The following is a 17,901-nucleotide window of genomic DNA, read 5'->3' on the forward strand; positions in this document are numbered from 1 at the left end:
CCCCGCGGGCCCTTCCTGCCGTCGATCTACCGGGCGCCGCCGCCCATGTACTGCGGATCCGGTGCCGGCAGCTCCATTCTCGGCTGGCTCGCGTCCATGATGTTCTTCATGGCGCCGAACCACGTCCGGGCGGGGGCCTTGCCACCGAAGATGTTGCCGGTCGGGCAGACCCGGACCGAACCCGGCGCGTTGCCGTCGCAGATGCCGCCCTGGCCGCCGCCGAACTTGAACGTCATCGCCGCGCCCGCCAGCTGGGGTGTGCCGCCGACGAAGGTCGCCGAGACGTTGCCCTGCGTCGTGCCCGTCTTGCCGATGATCGGGCGGTCCCAGCCGACGGCGCTCGCCGCGCCGGCCGACGTGCCGCCCGGCTGGTCGTCCTTGCTCATGCCGACCGCGAGGGTGTTCGCCAAGCCCTCGGGCACCGCCTGCTCGCACGGCGCTTCCTTGACGGGCACCGGCTTGCCGTTGCGGTCGGTCACGCCGGCGATCGGCGTCGGCGGGCACCAGACGCCGCCGGAGAGGATCGTCGCCGCGACGTTGCCCAGCTCCAGGCCGCTCAGCGGGCTGAAGCCCAGGGTGAACGCGCCGTAACCGGGACTCCTGGCGTCCGGCCCGTAGACCTCCGCCTGGCTCTTGTGCTTGCTCGCGTCCGAGGAGTTCGGGTCGACGGTGCCGCCGCCGGTCGTGCTCGCCATGGTTTCACGCATGCCGAGCCGCTTGGCCATGTCGATGCCCGGCGCGGTGCTGCCGAGCCGGTCCTCGAGCTCGACGAACGCGGTGTTCGGCGACGTCGCGAGCGCCGTCTGCAGGGTCGCGCCCTGGGCGATCCGGCTGTAGTCACCGGCGTTGCCGACGCAGTACCACTTGGAGTTCAGCGGCGGCCCGGTCGCCGGGCAGCTCTTCCCGCCACCGGTGAACACGTGCGAGGTGTAGGTGTCCGGCACCTGCACCGGCGAATAGATGCCTGCCACGCCCTTTTCGAGCGCCGCGGCCGAGGTGAAGATCTTGTACGTCGACCCGGCGCCGCCGGTGTTGTAGACACCCGCGGGCAGCGCGTACGTCGTCTGGCCGGCGTCCTGGTCCTGGCCGTAGTCGCGGTTCGCCGCCAGCGCGACCACTTCGTGCCGGTTCTTGCCCGGTTTCACCAGGGACAACGTGTTCGCCACGTACGGCTGGGTCTTCTTGACCTGCGTCTCGGCCGAGACCTTCGCCTCGTGGTTGGCGCGCTCGTCGAGCGTGGTCTTGATCGTGTAGCCGCCGGTGTAGAGCTGGTCCTTCGTCATCCCGGACTTGAGCAGGTAGTCCTCGACGTACTGGCAGAAGAACCCGTTCTCCGTGCCGGCGCCGATGCAGTTGGCCGCGGGCTTCGCCGGGAAGTCCGGGACCACGCCCAGCGGCTCGCCCTTGAAGCGGTCGGCGTCGGCCTTGGCCAGCTTCTTGTTCTCCACCATCCGGTCGAGCACCAGGTTGCGGCGCGCGGTGGCCTTGTCCGGGTGCTTCCACGGGTCGTTGTTGATCGGGTTGTTCACCAGGCCGGCCAGCAGCGCGGCCTGCGGCACGGTGAGCTTTTCCGGCGTGGTGTTGAAGTACGCGTGCGCGGCGGCGCCGATCCCGAAGATCTGCCGGGAGAACTCGACGATGTTCAGGTAGCCGGCGAGGATCTGCTGCTTGGACAGCTTCGTCTCGAGCTGGATCGCGATCCGCGCTTCCTTGAGCTTGCGGGCGATCGACTGCTCCTGGGCCTTCTTCTGGCCGACCGGGTCGCCCCGGTAGACGACGTTGATCAGGTAGTTCTTGGTGTACTGCTGGGTCAGCGTCGACGCGCCCTGCGTGTCCGCGCCGGTGCTGTTGCTGACGGCGGCGCGCAGCGTGCCCTGCCAGTCGACGCCGTGGTGGTCGTAGAACCGCTTGTCCTCGACCGAGACCAGCGCCCACTTCATGGCCTCGTTGACCTGGTCCGGCGTGATCGGCAGCCGGTACTGGTCGTACAGCGTCGCGATCGGCTTGCCGGTGCTGTCGGTGACCGTCGTGACCAGCGGCGGCGGGATGTCCGCGAGGTCCGAAGACGTCTTCTCGACCGTCTCGCTGGCCTGGTTGGACATGACACCGGCCGCGCCCGCGACCGGGAAGAGCATGCCGGCGACGAGCACCCCCGCGAGCAGGCAGAGGCCGATGAGCTTGAACAAACCATCCGCTTTTCGCACGAGGGCCAGCCTACGCGGAACGGGTCAGGCGACGGTGACGCCCTGTCTCCGCAAGTGTGAATTCAGTGACAAAACCGACCCCCTTCGGTGACATCTGGTAACGGAAGGCATTCTAGGTCTTGGCGGGGGGAACCGAGGGCCCCTACAGTCCGTCAACGTCTCACGAAGAAAAGCCGACGGATGGATCAACGCGAGTGGGAGCTCGCCTGCTCCGTTCGGCGGCACCGGCACCGGGGAGGTGCCCGGGTAACCGACGTGAGCTGAGGGAGACACGCTCGCGGGGGCAGGGAGCGCAGTGCCTTTCCCCGCTGGTGCGTCGATCACCAGGGTAGGGAGCTGGGGGTAATGGAAACCAACCAGTCGAGCTGGCGAATCAACGCGTCCTGCCGGGACGCCGACCCGGACGGCCTGTTCGTCCGGGGCGCGGAGCAGAACCGGGCCAAGGCGGTCTGCATGGGCTGCCCGGTCCGGACGGAATGCCTCGCCGAAGCACTCGACGGCCGGATCAACTTCGGCGTGTGGGGAGGCATGACCGAACGGGAGCGGCGGGCGTTGCTGCGCCGCCGCCCCGACGTGGTGAGCTGGGCCGACCTGCTCGACGCGGCCAAACGGGACGCGTTGGAGCGAGTCGAGGTCGGCTGACGACGCCGTCACTTTCGTAGGGAAAGTTCCGCTTCGCCCGCTCGGCGGCGCAGCTTTCCCTATGAAAGTGCCGCGTCAGCCGGCGAGTTTTGCGCCGATGTCGCGCAGGCCTTCCAGGTCGTGCACGTCACCGGCCAGCGCGGGCACCCGGGCCAACGCCACCTCGGGGTGGGCCCGGGTGAACCGCGCGAGCAGCCGTTCTTCGCGGGCGGCCAGGTCGACGCGGTCCGCGTGCAGCCGCAGCACCGCTTCGGCCAAGGGGGCGCTCTGCAGTGTGTCCGCCGCCGCGCGCGCCTCGGCGCCCGAAAGCGAAGCCAGCACCGGGTGCGTCCGGTTCGCGATCAGCCCGGCCAGCGGCATCGACTCCGACGACAGCCGCTCCACGAAGTAGGACGCCTCGCGCAGCGCGTCCGGCTCCGGCGCGGCCACCACGAGGAACGACGTCCCCGACGAGCGCAGCAGCTCGGCCGTCTTGCGGGCGCGCTCGCGGAAGCCGCCGAACATGCTGTCGAACGCCTGCATGAACGCCGAAGCGTCGGTCAGCAGCTGGCCGCCGATGATCGTCGACACCGCTTTCGCGAACATCGAGAACCCCGCGTTGACGACCTTGCGCAGGCCCCAGCCGCCGGCCTTCGCCGGGCCGGTCAGCAGCCGGATCATCCGGCCGTCCAAAGCGGACGAAAGCCGGGTCGGCGCGTCCAGGAAGTCCAAAGCGGACCGGCTCGGCGGGGTGTCGACGATGATCAGGTCCCAGTCGCCGGTGGCCGCGAGCTGGCCCAGCTTCTCCATCGCCATGTACTCCTGCGTGCCGGAGAACGACGTGGAAATCGTTTGGTAGAAGGGGTTCTGCAGCAGCTGCTCGGCCCGCTCGGGGCCGGCGTGCACGCGCACCATATCGTCGAAGGTGCGGCGCATGTCGAGCATCATCGCCCACAGCTCGCCCTTGGGCTCGAACCCGTCGACCCGCACCTGCTTCGGGTGGTTGCCGAGCTCGCGCAGCCCGAGTGCCTGCGCGAGGCGACGCGCGGGGTCGATGGTCAGCACCACGGTCTGCCGCCCGCGTTCGGCCGCGCGCAACGCCAGCGCGGCCGCGGTCGTCGTCTTGCCGACGCCGCCGGAGCCGCAGCAGACGATCACGCGGCTCTCCGGGTCGTCGAGCAGCGCGTCGATGTCGATTTCGGTCACAACCGCACCCCCTGGTCGGTCAGGGCCTCGGCCAGGTCGTAGAGGGCCGCGACGTCGACGCCGTCGGTCAGGTCCGGCAGTTCGAGGGTCGGCAGGTCGGCCTCGGCGAGCTGCTCGCGCGCCCGCTGCTCGGCGGCGACCCGCACGGCGTGCTCGACGGTTTCCTCGACGAGCGCGTCCAGCGTCTCGTCCGGCAGCTTCAGGCCCGCCGACGCGAGCCCGGAGCGGACGCGGGAGGCGTCGACGCGCCCGTCCGCGGCGGCGGTCACCGACCGGGCCGGCAGCCGCGGCGGTCTGACCCGGTTGACCAGCACCGCGCCGGGGCGCAGGTCGGCGCCGTCCAGCTCGGCGACGGCTTCGACGGTCTCGCGGACCGGCATCTCCTCCAGCAGCGTCGCGAGGTGGATCACCGTCTCGCCGGAGTGCAGCAGCCGCACGACGCCCTCGGCCTGGCCGCGGATCGGGCCGGTCTTCGCGAGGTCGGTCAGGGCCTTGGTGACGTCGAGGAACTTGACGACCCGGCCGGTCGGCGGCGAGTCGACGACGACGGCGTCGTAGGTGTGCCGCCCGTCGGACTCCGTGCGCCCGACGCACTCCTTGATCTTCCCGGTGAGCAGGACGTCCCGGAGGCCGGGCGCGAGCGTGGTCGCGAACTCGATCGCGCCCATCCGCCGCAGCGTCCGGCCGGCGAAGCCCAGGTTGTAGAACATCTCGAAGTACTCGAGCAGCGCGGCTTCGACGTCGACGTGCAGTGCGCGCAGCTCGCCCCCGCCGGGGACGGACGCGATGCGCTGCTCGGCGTAGGGCAGCGGCTCGGTGTCGAAGAGCTGGGCGATGCCCTGGCGGCCCTCGACCTCGATGAGCAGCACGCGCCGGCCCTCGCGGGCGAGTGCGAGGCCGAGCGCCGCGGCGAGCGTCGTCTTGCCGGTGCCGCCCTTGCCGGTGACGAAGTGCAGCCGGGCGCGGGCAAGCTCGTCGGTCCAGCCGGCATGGGGAATGGTCACTTCTTCACCCTAAACCGGCGCTCAGCTGGCCAGCAGCATGACGCTGACCGCACCCGCGACCGCGGCGACCAGCACCCAGGCGACGAGCCCGGGCAGCACGGTGAGCATCAGCACACCCAGCACGACCAGCAGCGTGAGCGTGACCACGCCGCCGAGCGCGACCTGGCCCGAGCTCTGCGTCCGGTCGCGGATCTTCGCCATCACGACCAGCGCGAGCGGCAGTCCGGCCGCCGCGAGCAGGGCCGCCGCGAGCACGCGCCACGTTTCCACCCGCCAAATCTAGCGGCCGCCCATGCGCCCCAATGTGGCCTTCGGTGCGTCAGACGCACCCAATGTGGCCTTCGGTGCGTCTCACGCAACCAAGGCCACATTGGGGCGCTCGGGGCCGGCGTGAGATGAACCACAGTTCGGCGCGTCGTGCCGTGAATCCGGGCGGCCGTCCCCGGCGCGCTTGCCCGCTTGGCTACGCTCCCGGTTCATGAGCGCCACCAAGTGGGAGTACGCGACCGTCCCTCTCCTGATCCACGCGACGAAGCAGATCCTCGACCAGTGGGGCGAGGACGGCTGGGAACTGGTCACCGTGCTGCCGAACCCGAGCGGCGAGCAGCACGTCGCGTACCTCAAGCGTCCGAAGGGCTGATCCGCGTGAGCTGGAGCGAACGGCTGAAGGAACTCGGCATCGAGCTGCCCGGCGTGGCCGCTCCGCTGGCCGCGTACGTGCCCGCCGTCCAGAGCGGGAAGCACGTGTACACCTCGGGTCAGCTGCCCTTCGTCGACGGCGTGCTCGCCGCGACCGGCAAGGTCGGCGCGGAGATCAGCCCCGAAGAGGCGAAGGGGCACGCCCGCACGTCGGCGCTCAACGCGCTCGCGGCCGTGCACGCACTGGTCGGCATTGACAACGTCGCGCGGATCGTCAAGGTTGTCGGCTTCGTGGCTTCCGCGGAGGGCTTCACCGGCCAGCCCGCGGTCGTCAACGGCGCGTCCGAGCTGCTCGGCGAGGTCTTCGGCGACGCGGGCATCCACGCCCGCTCGGCCGTCGGCGTCGCGGAGCTGCCCATCGGCTCGCCGGTGGAGGTCGAACTGATCGTGGAGGTGCAGTGATGGATCCGGACATCGAGCAGTCCACGCACGAACTGCTGCTCCGGCTGGCCGGGCGGCTGCCCGACCAGCTGCTGTGGCGGTTCCGCGACTGGCTCGGCGAGGGCGCCATGGGCACGCTCGCCCGGACCCTGCCGAGGTCTTTGCTTAAGCACAGGATCGACCTCGACCAGACGGAGTACCGGCTGCTCGTGGCCGGGCTCATCCCGCACGGCGCCGACTGGCACCAGGTGAGTTCCACCCTGGGGGTAGACGACGTCGCCGAGAACCGGTACACATTCACGTCGAGTGCGCCCGAATGGGTTAACTCGGTCGACTCCGTGTCCGTTTTGATCCACGCAACGTTGCGGGGACGACCGGATGTGGGGGAAGTGCGGCAAAGCTGGCGACACGTCGGTGTGGTCGGGCAGGGCACCGCCAAGCGCGTCCTGCTGATCACCGCGCTGACCGGTCTGCCGAGGTTGACCGGCGAACTGCAGCGGGTGCTGCGCGTTCTGGGCGACGAAGAGCCCAGCGTCGAGGTCATCCCGCCGCGCTTCGACCTGCCGGGGTACCACCGGGCCGCGCTGGCCGACTCAGAGCTGGTCTGCGTGGGCGCGGTGGCGGGGAACCGGCTAGTAGCCGCATAACGCTCGCCCGCCAGCGAGCTGGGAGGGAGCAAGGCAATGGTGGAGGTCCACGACGGCCCGCCCATGGACGGGTTCTCGGTGCCCCTGCGCCTGCACAACCTGTTACTGGCCCTGGCGGGCCGGATCGACGACAGCGCGCTCACCGAAGCGCGTGAGCTGATCGCCCGGGCGCACATCGACGAGGCGGTCGAGCTGACCACCGGCACGCTCATCGCGGGCCGGATCCCGGTCAGCTCCGCCGAACAGCGCGAGCTCGCGCTCGTCCTCGAGATGAGCCGGTCCGACGCGACGCTGGCGAACGACCTGCTGGTCGACGAGGCCGAGCCGGTCAACACGCACCGGTTCACCGGCGAGAACTCCCCGGAGTTCGGCATCGCCGAGGCACTCGACCGGACCCTGCAGGTGCTGCCGGACGTCCGCTCGGTGCACGCGGTGTGGCGCAACACCCCGGCCGGCAGCGTGCCGGGCGCGTTGCCACAGCGCGTGGTGCTCGTCGAGCTGGGTCCCGAAGGCAACCCGCCGGCCGTCGCGTTCCGCGTCGACACGGCGTTGCGCCGGGCGGGGATCCACTCGGTCGTCGAGGTCAGCGGGCCGGGCGTCGCGCACTCCGAGTACCACCAGGCCGCTTCGGCGGCCGCGTCGCCGGCGTGGGTGACCGGGAGTCCGACGTCGAGCGCGTCGTCCTACCGGCCGGAGCCGGTCAAGCCGCCGGCCCCGGTGACGCCGGAGCCGGTCGCGGAGTCGGGCAGCAGGCACAGCATGCGGTCGAGCGCCGCCACGACGGCGCCGCCGGCTCCGCCGGAGCCCGTCGCCCCGGTGGTGCCGATCGTTTCGCCGCCGGCCCCGCCGGTCGTTCCGGAGCCGTCGCGCAAGGCGCGGTCCGAGCGGTCCGAGACGCGGGCGGAGCGCACCGCCGACCTGACCCCGGCCGAGGTCGCGCAGCTGCGGCAGGCGCTGGCCGAGGACCCGGAGAAGGGCCGCGAGATCGCCGCGGGCAAGCCGTCGATGCACGAGGTCGTCGAGCTGCCGGCGCTGGATCTGGACGACCCGAGCCTGAGCGAGCGTGATCGGGCGCTGCTGCGGGAGCTGCACGCCGAGCTGGCCGAGCGTGAGCGCGCTGAGGCGGCCAAGATGCGGCTCAACGGCGCGTCCCGCTCCGGCGGCGACCAGCGCGGCTGGACCGCCCCCTGAGGTTTGCGGCACAAAGCGGCACTTTCGTCGAGAAAGTGCCGCTTTTGCTTTTGTCCGGCGTGCCACAACTGCGCGACGGGACGTCGGGTGCCGGAGGTATGTTGCCCGGGTGGAGCAGCCAACGGAGTTTGTCTTCGACATCCCGGTCGGAGCCGGCGTAGCGACGCGGGCCAATGCCGACGGCCCGCCGGCGACGCCCAAGGACGCGGCGACCGTGATCCTCGTCCGGGACGGCGCCGATGGCGTCGAAATCTTCCTGCAGCACCGGGTCAAGGGCATGCCGTTCGCCGGGGGGATGACCGTGTTCCCCGGCGGCGGGGTCGACAAGCGCGACGCCGACGCGTCGGTGGCGTGGGCCGGCCCGGAGCCGTCGTGGTGGGCCGCGCGGTTCGGCTGTGACGACGCCCTCGCGCGGGCGTTGACCTGTGCGGCGGTGCGCGAGACGTTCGAGGAGTCGGGCGTGCTGCTCGCGGGCAGCGCGGACGCGGTGCTCACCGACGTCACCCCGTACGCGACCGCGCGCGCGGCCCTGGAGACGCGTGCGGTGTCGCTGGCCGGCTTCCTCGCCGACGCCGGGCTGACCCTGCGGGCCGACCTGCTGCGGCCGTGGGCGCACTGGATCACGCCCGAGCAGGAGCCGCGCCGCTACGACACCCGCTTCTACGTCGCGAAGCTGCCCGATGGCCAGGAGGCCGACGGTGCGACGTCGGAGGCGTCGAGCTCCGGCTGGCAACGCCCGGACGACGCCATCGCCGACGCGCGCGAAGGCCGCCGGATGCTGATGCCGCCGACCTGGCTGACGCTGAGCGAGCTGGCGAAGTTCGAGACAGCCGAAGACGTGCTGAACGCGCCGCGCGAGATCGTCCGGATCGCGCCGACCCTGATCCGTGAGGACGACCACGTCCGCGTCGTGCTGGAGAAGCGATGACTGCCCCCGCGTACGGCGTGCTGCGCCGCGTGTCCGAGACGGCTTCGGTGCTGCTGGAGAACAACCCGTCGTCGATGACGCTCGAAGGCACCAACAGCTGGGTGCTGCGGGCGACGCCCGACACCCCGGCCGTGGTCGTCGACCCGGGTTACCGCGACCTGGAACACCTCGAGCTGCTGGCCGCGGCCGGTTCGGTGGAGCTGGTGCTGCTCACGCACTTCCACCCCGACCACGCCGAGGGTGCGCCGTGGTTCGCCGAGCGCGTCGGCGCGCCGGTGCGGGCGTTCGACCCGGCGCTGTGCCTCGGCGCGTCGTCCTTTGTGGACGGTGAGGTGATCGACGCCGGCGGCCTCTCGATCCGCGTCCTGCACACCCCAGGGCACACCGACGACTCGGTGTCGCTGGTGCTCGCCGGTCAGGTGCTGACCGGCGACACCATCCTCGGCCGCGGCACGACCGTGCTGCACGACCTCGGTGACTACCTGCGCTCGCTGCGGAAGCTGATCGAGCTGCCCGCGGGCGTGCTCGGGCTGCCCGGGCACGGTCCGGAGCTGCCCGATCTGCCCGCGACCGCCCGCGAGTACCTCGCCCATCGGGAACAGCGGCTGGACCAGGTGCGTTCGGCTTTGAAGGTGCTCGGCGCGGACGCCACACCGCGCCAGGTCGTCGAGGTCGTCTACGCCGACGTCGACCGGGCGCTGTGGGCGCCCGCCGAACTGAGCGTGCAGGCGCAGCTGGACTACTTGCGGTCGGAGGAACAGGGATGAGCAGCGTCGGGATGAGTACTGTCGAGGTCGAGTTCTACTGGCGGCCGGGGTGCGGGTTCTGCATGGCGCTGGACCGGCCGATGTCGAAGAGCGGCTTCAACATCCGGAAGATCAACATCTGGGAGGACCCGGACGCCGCCGCGCGCGTGCGCGAGGTGGCGAACGGGAACGAGACCGTGCCGACCGTGATCGTCGGGTCGACGGCGCTGGTCAACCCCTCCTTCGCCGAGGTCGAGGCCGCCGTCAAGGCAGCTTCGGCGGGCTGATCGCGCCGGGCCGCTCTCCGTGGAGGAAAGCGGCCCACGCGCGGCGCAGCCCGGCTTCTCCTTCGAGCCCCCGCGGCGCGCCTTCGAGCATCGGCGCGGCCCAGACGTCGTGGGTGCCGAAGAGGAACGGGATGTCGATGCAGTGGCAGGCGCCGAACCGGTTTCCGGGGGCTTGCCAGTCGAAGCGGTAGGCGAAGGCGTCGAGCTTCTCGATCAGCCTGTCGTCGGTGAAGAAGCTGTTCGCGGCTTCGACGGTTTCTCGCGGCGCGTCGGGGACGAAAGCGCGCAGTTCCTCTTTCGTCCAGCTGATGAGCGCCGGGCCTTCGGGCGCGGCTTCGATGAGGTCGTGTGCGACGAGGTCGTCGTCGGCGACCAGCTGGAACGGCGGTTCGAGGGTGCCAGGGGTCCTGGCCGCGACCTTCAGCTGGGCTTCGAGAAGCCTTTCCGTTGCGGCCGTTCGGATGTCTTCGCCGAGTTCATGCTCCAGCAGCAGCGCGTTCTGGTGCGCCTTGTCCCATGTGGACGGTGGCATGCCGACCGGCGCGCTCTGCAGGGCGATCCGCTTCATCAGGCCCCGGGCACGCGGCGACGACCAGAGCGCGAGCGTCGACTGCGCGCCGGCGGACTGTCCGCCGAGGGTGACTTCGGCGGGATTTCCCCCGAACGCCGCGATGTTGTCGCGGACCCATTCGAGGGCGGCGAGCTGGTCGGCGAGGCCGAGATTGGCCGGCACGCCCTCGAGCGCGGCGAAGCCGAGGGCGCCGAGGCGGTAGTTGAGCGTCACGACGACGGCGTCGGCGTCGCGGGCCAGGCGCGTGCCGGTGTACCAGACCTGGCCACCCGAGCCGCTGGAGAACCCGCCGCCGTGGATCCACACGAGCACCGGCCGGCTCCCGGTGGTCGAGGGCGTGAAGACGTTGAGGAACAGGCAGTCCTCGCTCTGCGGCAGGGGCATCGGGCCGAGGGCCTGCTCCAGGCGGGACGGCGGTTGCGGTGCCGCGGGGCCGGCTTCGAGCGCGTCGCGGACTCCGCTCCACGGCGTCGGCTCGCGAGGTGCTTCGAAGCGTTTCGCGGTGGCGTAAGGGATTCCACGGAAGGCGCCTTCCGCGCCCCGCACCCGGCCGGTGGTGGTCTCGACGATCATCGTGCCTCCTCGAAGTACACAGCGGCGCCTTCGGCGTCCTCGGCTCGGACGAAGAAGCCGGTTCCGCGGGTGGTGGTCGGGACGTGCTCTTCGATCAGCTTCCGCGCTTTCGCCAGGTCCGCAACCAGAACGCCGTGGGCGGCGAAGTACGGCGTCGTCTTGACGGGTTCGCCGGGGAGAACGGTGTCGAGGTCGCTCGCGCCGACGATGTCGACCAGGTGCTCGTTGCGCGTGATCAGGTCGTAGCGCTGCTGGTAGCCGGTTCGTTCGTGGTCCGGCACCACGAGCACGATCCCGGCGACGCCCTGGGCGCCGTTGGGGTGGCTGAGGTAGCGCGGTTGGTGGACGTACGCGGGGGTGAGGTGCTCGGCGGTGTGGAGGATGCCTTCGGGGGTCCGGTCTCGGCTGATGTGGACGCTGCGGAAGCGCGCGGTGCGGGTGCCTTCGGGTAGTTCGACGTCCCGCTGCAGCTTGAGCACCCCGGACGTCGAGAGGCCGGCCTCGGCGAGGCGTCGTGACGCTTCTTCCGAGTCGTCGACGCCGAAGGAGACGCCGTGGAGGCCGTCGCCGCGCGCGTCGAGGATCGGCAGCACCCGCCACGGGTCGCCGGCGGTCTCGTCGACGATGCCGATGAGTTCGAGGAAGGAGCCGCCGAAGTAGGCGCAGCGGTTGGCGGTGCAGCTCGGGACGGGTTCACCGCGGTCGCTCGCCGAGGCGAAGTGCCGGGACGGCGGGCTGAGCGTGAAGCCGAGCTGTTCGTAGCGTTGCCAGGTCGCTTCGTAGTTCCTGGTCAGGAAGACGGTGTGGTCGATGTTCATGCCGTCAGCCTGGACTTCTGTGTCTGTTTCTTCCTCCTGCTTCGAAATTGTGCCCGGAATCCGACACTGGTTAGGCTCTCCTGGTGGAATCCGGCTTGCTCGACGACCTCGATCGCGGCTTGGCGCACGCGCTGCAGCTGGACGGCCGGGCGTCGTTCAGCACGATCGCCGCGGTGCTGGGGGTGTCGGACCAGACGGTGGCGCGGCGGTACCGGAAGCTGCGGTCGTCGGGGGTGCTGCGGGTGGTGGGCGTCCCGGAGGCGGCGCCGCTGGGCCAGGTGCACTGGCTGGTCAGGCTGCGCTGCGTACCGGACGCGGCGGCGTCGATCGCGGCGGCACTGGCGCGGCGGGCGGACACGCAGTGGGTGAGTTTGATGTCCGGCGGGACGGAGATCGTCTGCTTCGTCAGGGCGCCGCTGCGCGAGGAGACGGACGGCCTGCTCCTCGGCCAGCTGCCGCGGACACCGCGGGTGGTCTCGATGACGGCTTACCGTTTGCTGCGCCGGTTCGCCGGAGGTCCTGCTGGTTGGTCGGGTCGATCGAGCGCTTTGTCGGCTTCGCAGGTCGCTTTGCTTCGCCCGGCGCCCGTTTCTTCGCTTTACCAGCCGGAACCCGGCGACTCAGGCCTGCTGACGGCATTGGCGGCCGACGGCCGTGCCGACATGTCGACTTTGGCTTCGGCGTCTGGCCGGTCAGAGTCAACGGTCCGGCGCCGGTTGTCGGCGTTGCGTTCATCGGGAGCGCTGTACTTCGACGTCGAGGTGGACGCGGCCCTGCTGGGCTACCCTCTGACGGCGACGCTGTGGCTGACGGTGGCACCGTCGGCGCTGGAGTCGACGGGCCGGGCCCTGGCAAGTCACCCACAGGTGGCCTTCGCGGCGGCGACCACGGGCCCGGCGAACATGGTGGCGAATGTGGGCTGCCGTGACGATGCCGCGTTGTACGCGTATCTGGCGGACGATCTGGGCGGGCTTTCGGGGGTGCGTCAGGTGGAGACGGCGCCGATGATCCGGACGTTGAAGCGCTTCGGCACCGTGACGCCGGTGTAGCGGGATCACACCCACAGGCGACTCACTGCCTATGAACGACGATCGTGCGATCGACTTCGTGTTGAACGGCGAGCAGTATCGGTTGAGCCGCGGAGAGGTGTTGAGCGCGGCAGCCCGGGGTGGCCCGGAGCCCATTCGCACGCACTGGGTGGCCATCGGTGAACAACGGTGGCCGCCACGGCAGATCTTCGAGCGTGCAGTCGGGGTGTCGCGAACCGAGTTCATCTCCCACTACGCGATCCGTCAGCTGCGTCGGCTCGGCTTCACGACGAGCCCGCTGCCCCACGAGCCTGAGGCCCCGAGCGAACCGGAGCCGGCGGCCGAGGCGCCGGCGCCCAAAAGCGATCTGGGTTCGGCGGTCAAGTCCTTCATCGACCTGCACGAGTTCTTCGCCGAAGAAAACTTGTCGAGCCGGGTCGTTCGGCTGGAGTCCCTCCTGGAAGGGGCCGACATCGAGACCGTGGGCGCGCGGGTGGCCGCCGAGGGCATGACCGATGACCTGGTCCGGGGCGCCTTGCTGGTCCGCCAGCACGCCGGGCGGGTCAACGACCTCATCCACGCGGCGATGATCGTCCGCGCGTTGCCGAAGATCCTCGAACCGGGTGAGCGCATCACCCAGCGCCCATCGCTGGCCGCCGGGAATGATCCAAGCCGGAAGTTCGACCTCGAGACCGACCGCCGCGTCGCCGAGTTCAAGGCCGGCGAGTGGAAAGGCCGTGATGCCATGCGTAAACGCGGGCTGGTGGCCGACATGGTCGGCCTCGTTCTCGGGCGTGGCCGGCGCCGGGCCGAGCTGTATGTGCTCGGCGACCTGCCCATCAGCTTCCTGCGGAAGAGCAACTCGACCATGGAGTGGGCATTGGGCCGCTCCTCGCCCAACCTGCGTCGTGCCTACGAGGACCACTTCGGGAGTGCCGCCCTGACCGTCAGCCAGTTCACGGCCGGACCAGCGAAGGAAGTCGTCCTCAGGGACCTGACCGAAATCATCGGCTGAGCATCGGCATCAGGTAGTAAGTCAGCTCCACCTCCCCAGCCTCAGCCGCCCGCAGGACGCATGCCCGCATCCCCGGCTGGATCGACAGCACCACCCGCTCACCCGCGAACGCCTGCAGCGCGTCCAGCAGATACCTCGCCTGGAACGACGGCGACGTCCGCCCACCACCAACCTCGGCCTTCAACGTCTCCTCCGCCTCGCCCGTGTCCTGCCGCGCGCTCGCCAGCCGGACCTGGGCGTCCCCGACCTCCAGCGTCAGCACCCGCCGGTCCTCGGCGTACACGCCGACCCGGCGGACCGCCGCCGCCAAAGCATCCGCCTCCAGCGTTACCGTCGTGTCGACCGCGCCCGATGGGATCGAATCCTCCGACAGGAACCCCGCGTCCAGGACCGCCGTGCCGACCAGGCCGCCCGCCCAGCTCAAGCCGAAGCGGTCCGGGCCCGCGTGCAGGCCGACCACGCCCCGTGCCTGGCGCGCGGCCTCCGTCAGCAGCGACGCCGGCACCAGGACGTCCAGCGACCCCGGCGAGCGCAGCGGCAGCCGGGCGACCGCCATCCGGTAGCGGTCCGACGCCGTGAGCGTCAGGCGGCTCCCCGCCTGCAGCCGGACGCCCGTGAACAGCGGGAGCGGGTCGTCCTTCGACGCCGTTCCCGCGACCGTCCGCAGCGCCGACGCGAACGCCGCTCCGTCCACTTCGGACACCAGTGGCGGCTCCGCGCCCGGTGGCCCGGCCTCGGTGGACAGCAGGGGCAGCGCGAAGCGGGCGTTGTCGAGCCGCAGCGCCAAGCGGCTGCCCTCGACGACCAGGCGCACCAGCTCGGCGTCGAGCATTCGCAACGTCTCGGCCAAGGGCGCCGCGGGGACGACGACCGAGCCGTCGGTGTGGGACGTCGCCGGGCAGTCGAAGCGGACCGCCAGGTCCGAGTCGCTTCCGGCGACGCTCAGGCCGGCGGCTCCCGCGTCCAGCCGCAACCCGGCTCGGGCGGGCAGGAGCCGGGCCGCGGCGGAGACGGCCGCCGAGAGGCGGTGGGCAGGCGCGGTGACGTCCATGCCCGCAAGCTAGCGGCGGGCACCGACAAAAACGCTACTGCCCGGCGCCGACCAGCGAGGGAACCGGCGCGGTGACCGCCGGGCGGACCGTTCCGCGCAGCGCCCACACCAGCGCCGCCAGCGCCAGCCCGGCGACGCTCGCCGCCAGGAAGGCCGCCGACGGGCCGGCGTGCTCGACCACGTACCCGCTCACCGACTGGCCCACCGCGAGCCCGAGCGTCACCGCCGTCAGGACCCAGCCGAACGCCTCCGCCGCGGTGCCGGCCGGGGCCACGACCTCGATCGTCGACGAGTGGGCCGTCGACTGCGGGGTGATCAACGCGCCCGCCAGCAGCATCATCAGCGCCAGCCCCCACAGCGAAGACGGCCACGCCAGCAGCGCCACCAACGCGCCGAACGCGCCCAGCAGCGCGGGCAGCCGCAGGCCGAGGCGCCGCGGCCACGGGCGCAGGCTGTACGCGACGCCGAACGCCACCGAGCTCAGCGACCACGCCGACAGCAGCAGGCCACCCACCGACGCGTGCCCGGCCTCGGTCGCCGACGCGGGCACCGCGACCTCGACGAACCCGATCACCACGCCGAAGCCGAGCGCCGCCAGCGCCAGCGTCCGCATGCCCGGGCTCGCCAACGCGCCCAGCAGCGACGGCGAAGAGCCGGTGGCCGGCCCCCACGCCCGCACCGCCGGGCTCAGCGCGAACAGCACCGCGCCGGTGAACTGCAGTGCGACACCCAGCACCAGGCCGGTGCCGGCCCACGGCGCCGTCACCAGCAGCCCGGCCAGGCCGGGGCCGAGGATGAAGAAGACCTCCATGCTGATCGCCTCGTACGAGAACGCCGCGTTGCGCGCGCCGCCCGGGGGCAGCAGCCGGCCCCACAGCGCCCGGGAGGCGGAGCCGACCATCGGCTCGGACAGCCCGGTGACCGCGCCCAGCGCGACCATCACCGCGGTCGGCGCGTGCGACTCGATCGACGTCACCAGCGCGCTCATCGACAGCGCCAGCGTGACGGCCACGACCAGCAGCGGCCGCGTCGGGCCGAAGCGGTCGATCAGCCGGCCCTGGATCACCGCGCCCACCGACACCCCGACGAGTGAACCGGCCGAGACCAGCCCGGCCGCGGCGAAGGAACCGGTCTCGCGCTGGACGTAGAGCAGCGCCGAGATGCCGATCATCGCGATCGGCAGCCGGGCGAGCACGGACGCGATCGCGGGCCGCCGCGCCGCGCGGGTCGTCAGCGCGCTGCGGTAGTCGGCCAAAGACGTACGACCTTCGGAGTGGGACACGCGTGCCAGTATGCCGCAGAGTGGTACGTGAGTACCAGTTATTTGACGGTCAGGTGCGTCACCGGCAGACTGGGAACGGATCTTGGGACCGGTCCGCGAGGTCTCGATCGGGTAACACTCACGATATTCTCCGTGAACTCGTGCAACGAAACGCACGGGACAGCGTCCTTGAGAGTGAATGGCCTTGAATTCGTGGGTATGGGCCGTGATGGTTGAACAACAGCACACAACCCAGCTCCCTCCGGCATATGGGTCGGGGCCTGGTCCGGAGGGCGGGGAGCGCGGATCGTCGGGGGATGGTCCGCGCGACAAACGAAGAGCCGGTGCGCCACGTCGGGGGTGGCGCCCGGCTCTTTGTCATTGAACGAAGTCATTGCACCAAGAAGGCCTCCTCACCCAGCCGGGCGAGGAGGCCTTCTTCGTACCAAGACTCAGCGAGCCCGGCGAGCCAGCCGCTCGGGGTCGAGGATCAGCACGCTCTTGCCTTCGAGCCGCAGCCAGCCGCGGTGGGCGAAGTCGGCGAGCGCCTTGTTGACGGTCTCGCGCGACGCCCCGACGTACTGGGCGATCTCTTCCTGCGTCAGGTCGTGCGTGACCCGCAGCAGGCCCGCCTCCTGGCTGCCGAAGCGCTGCGCGAGCTGCAGCAGCGCCCGCGCCACGCGGCCGGGGACGTCGGTGAAGATCAGCTCCGCGACCATGTTGTTCGTCCGGCGCAGGCGGCGCGCGACCACGCGCAGCAGCTGCTCGGCGATCTCCGGCCGGGTCGAGATCCACTGGCGCAGCGCCGGGCGGTCCATGGTGACCGCGCGGACCTCGGTGACCGTGGTCGCGCTCGACGTCCGGGGGCCGGGGTCGAAGATGGACAGCTCGCCGAACATGTCGGACGGGCCGAAGATGCCCAGCAGGTTCTCGCGGCCGTCGGGCGACTTGCGGCCGATCTTCACCTTGCCGGACTGGATGATGTAGAGCTTGTCGCCGGGTTCACCCTCGTTGAAGATGACATGGCCGCGGGGGAACTCCACGGATTCCAAGGTCTGGGCCAGCGCCTCCGCCGCTGCCGGCTCCACACCCTGGAAAATGCCCGCACGGGCCAGGGTTTCGTCCACCTCGGGTGCCTCCTCGTCGAGAAACGTTCACGCCCTCCCGTGGCTGGAAGAGCGTGACGCCGATCACTTGCGCGTCAGTCTAGGGCGTACTCCCGAGATCGCTCGGCGGACGCGCGGCCCGCCAAACGATCTCGTTCGAACGTGGAGCCTAACTCCGCACGCGCCGCGCGCGTAGCCTGGCTGCCCGTCCGCCCAGCCTACGCAGCCGGAACAGCTCCAGCGCGCGGCCGATGCCGTGCCCGTAGAGCGCCCGGACCTCGTTGGGCTGCGCCTGCTCGAGGAACTCTTCGACCTCGTTCTCCTGCACCGCGACGTGCTTGAGCCGGCTTTCGACGCGCTCCATGAACAGCGCGAAGAACATGATCACCAAGGGGACCAGGATGACGAACCAGACAGTCATGACCGGACCCCGAAACACTCAGTGGGAAGCATCTACTCCAGATCCTCGCTCATGGCGGCCGGAAAACTGCGCCGAGTGGTGCTCTGGCGTGTCGGTCGTCCACCGGTCAGTCACCGGCTCGTCCGACAGCGCCCGTAGGCTAT

At 70.8% G+C, this 17,901-nt stretch carries 20 protein-coding genes; 10 read left to right on the top strand and 10 right to left on the bottom strand.

All coding sequences use genetic code 11. From position 1 onward, the window contains the following. Positions 1-26: 26 nt before the first annotated feature. Positions 27-2,204: a transglycosylase domain-containing protein gene (locus M8542_RS00890; RefSeq protein ID WP_257918016.1), complete on the bottom strand. Its 2,178-nt coding sequence runs from the start codon at positions 2,202-2,204 to the stop codon at positions 27-29. Positions 2,205-2,549: 345 nt separating this feature from the next. Here M8542_RS00890 and M8542_RS00895 point away from each other — a divergent pair, with 345 nt between their 5' ends. Further along, positions 2,550-2,846: a WhiB family transcriptional regulator gene (locus M8542_RS00895; protein ID WP_257918017.1), complete on the top strand. Its 297-nt coding sequence runs from the start codon at positions 2,550-2,552 to the stop codon at positions 2,844-2,846. 75 nt (positions 2,847-2,921) lie between these two features. Here the strand turns inward: M8542_RS00895 and bagB are convergent, their stop codons facing one another. The 3 genes from bagB to M8542_RS00910 are packed head-to-tail and all read right to left on the bottom strand — an operon-like array spanning position 2,922 to position 5,305. Next, a complete protein-coding gene (gene bagB / locus M8542_RS00900; RefSeq protein WP_257918018.1) occupies positions 2,922-4,031 on the bottom strand; it encodes an ATPase BagB in 1,110 nt (369 codons plus the stop codon). After that, on the bottom strand, positions 4,028-5,035 hold the full coding sequence (gene bagA / locus M8542_RS00905) for an ATPase BagA (protein ID WP_257918019.1): 1,008 nt from the start codon (positions 5,033-5,035) through the stop codon (positions 4,028-4,030). Before bagA ends, bagB begins: the two co-directional genes overlap by 4 nt. Before the next feature lie 21 nt (positions 5,036-5,056). After that, the gene (locus tag M8542_RS00910; protein ID WP_257918020.1) at positions 5,057-5,305 is read right to left on the bottom strand and encodes a hypothetical protein; all 249 of its coding nucleotides are present in this window, start codon (positions 5,303-5,305) and stop codon (positions 5,057-5,059) included. Between the two features lie 208 nt (positions 5,306-5,513). Here M8542_RS00910 and sp36 point away from each other — a divergent pair, with 208 nt between their 5' ends. The 7 genes from sp36 to M8542_RS00945 all read left to right on the top strand — a co-directional run bounded on the left by sp36 (position 5,514) and on the right by M8542_RS00945 (position 9,914). Next, entirely contained in the window at positions 5,514-5,675 is a 162-nt protein-coding gene (gene sp36 / locus M8542_RS00915) for a Sp36 family protein (protein ID WP_003068074.1), read from the top strand. A gap of 5 nt (positions 5,676-5,680) precedes the next feature. Further along, complete coding sequence (locus M8542_RS00920) at positions 5,681-6,136, top strand: RidA family protein (protein ID WP_086840822.1); 456 nt, start codon at positions 5,681-5,683, stop codon at positions 6,134-6,136. Further along, positions 6,136-6,762 (top strand): hypothetical protein, encoded by a 627-nt coding sequence (locus tag M8542_RS00925; protein ID WP_257918021.1) that lies wholly within the window; start codon positions 6,136-6,138, stop codon positions 6,760-6,762. The genes M8542_RS00920 and M8542_RS00925 overlap by 1 nt, the downstream gene beginning before the upstream one ends. Positions 6,763-6,798: 36 nt before the next feature. Continuing rightward, the gene (locus tag M8542_RS00930; protein WP_257918022.1) at positions 6,799-7,953 is read left to right on the top strand and encodes a hypothetical protein; all 1,155 of its coding nucleotides are present in this window, start codon (positions 6,799-6,801) and stop codon (positions 7,951-7,953) included. Positions 7,954-8,062: 109 nt separating this feature from the next. Further along, a complete protein-coding gene (locus M8542_RS00935) occupies positions 8,063-8,881 on the top strand; it encodes an NUDIX hydrolase (protein ID WP_257918023.1) in 819 nt (272 codons plus the stop codon). Further along, positions 8,878-9,648 (top strand): MBL fold metallo-hydrolase, encoded by a 771-nt coding sequence (locus tag M8542_RS00940; RefSeq protein ID WP_257918024.1) that lies wholly within the window; start codon positions 8,878-8,880, stop codon positions 9,646-9,648. The genes M8542_RS00935 and M8542_RS00940 overlap by 4 nt, the downstream gene beginning before the upstream one ends. An 11-nt stretch (positions 9,649-9,659) precedes the next feature. After that, positions 9,660-9,914: a glutaredoxin family protein gene (locus tag M8542_RS00945; protein ID WP_257918025.1), complete on the top strand. Its 255-nt coding sequence runs from the start codon at positions 9,660-9,662 to the stop codon at positions 9,912-9,914. On the opposite strand, the gene M8542_RS00950 is transcribed toward M8542_RS00945, so the two are convergent. After that, positions 9,892-11,058: a carboxylesterase family protein gene (locus M8542_RS00950; protein ID WP_257918026.1), complete on the bottom strand. Its 1,167-nt coding sequence runs from the start codon at positions 11,056-11,058 to the stop codon at positions 9,892-9,894. The genes M8542_RS00945 and M8542_RS00950 overlap by 23 nt on opposite strands. After that, complete coding sequence (locus tag M8542_RS00955) at positions 11,055-11,876, bottom strand: VOC family protein (protein ID WP_257918027.1); 822 nt, start codon at positions 11,874-11,876, stop codon at positions 11,055-11,057. Before M8542_RS00955 ends, M8542_RS00950 begins: the two co-directional genes overlap by 4 nt. Positions 11,877-11,959: 83 nt before the next feature. Between M8542_RS00955 and M8542_RS00960 the strand changes: the two genes are divergently transcribed. Next, a complete protein-coding gene (locus M8542_RS00960) occupies positions 11,960-12,925 on the top strand; it encodes an Lrp/AsnC family transcriptional regulator (RefSeq protein ID WP_257918028.1) in 966 nt (321 codons plus the stop codon). Between the two features lie 31 nt (positions 12,926-12,956). Then, positions 12,957-13,919, top strand: coding sequence for a hypothetical protein (locus M8542_RS00965; protein ID WP_257918029.1), 963 nt, complete (start codon positions 12,957-12,959; stop codon positions 13,917-13,919). On the opposite strand, the gene M8542_RS00970 is transcribed toward M8542_RS00965, so the two are convergent. From M8542_RS00970 to M8542_RS00985, 4 genes are all read right to left on the bottom strand, one after another. Then, on the bottom strand, positions 13,909-14,970 hold the full coding sequence (locus tag M8542_RS00970) for a DNA polymerase III subunit beta (RefSeq protein ID WP_257918030.1): 1,062 nt from the start codon (positions 14,968-14,970) through the stop codon (positions 13,909-13,911). The genes M8542_RS00965 and M8542_RS00970 overlap by 11 nt on opposite strands. Positions 14,971-15,004: 34 nt before the next feature. After that, on the bottom strand, positions 15,005-16,252 hold the full coding sequence (locus tag M8542_RS00975) for an MFS transporter (protein ID WP_372508450.1): 1,248 nt from the start codon (positions 16,250-16,252) through the stop codon (positions 15,005-15,007). A gap of 431 nt (positions 16,253-16,683) precedes the next feature. Then, positions 16,684-17,358, bottom strand: coding sequence for a Crp/Fnr family transcriptional regulator (locus tag M8542_RS00980; RefSeq protein ID WP_003081747.1), 675 nt, complete (start codon positions 17,356-17,358; stop codon positions 16,684-16,686). Between the two features lie 148 nt (positions 17,359-17,506). Beyond that, positions 17,507-17,758: a hypothetical protein gene (locus tag M8542_RS00985; protein WP_013230551.1), complete on the bottom strand. Its 252-nt coding sequence runs from the start codon at positions 17,756-17,758 to the stop codon at positions 17,507-17,509. Between the last annotated feature and the right edge of the window lie 143 nt (positions 17,759-17,901).

Origin of the sequence: Amycolatopsis iheyensis, from assembly GCF_024703995.1 — a bacterium.
Taxonomy (GTDB): Bacteria; Actinomycetota; Actinomycetes; order Mycobacteriales; family Pseudonocardiaceae; genus Amycolatopsis; species Amycolatopsis iheyensis.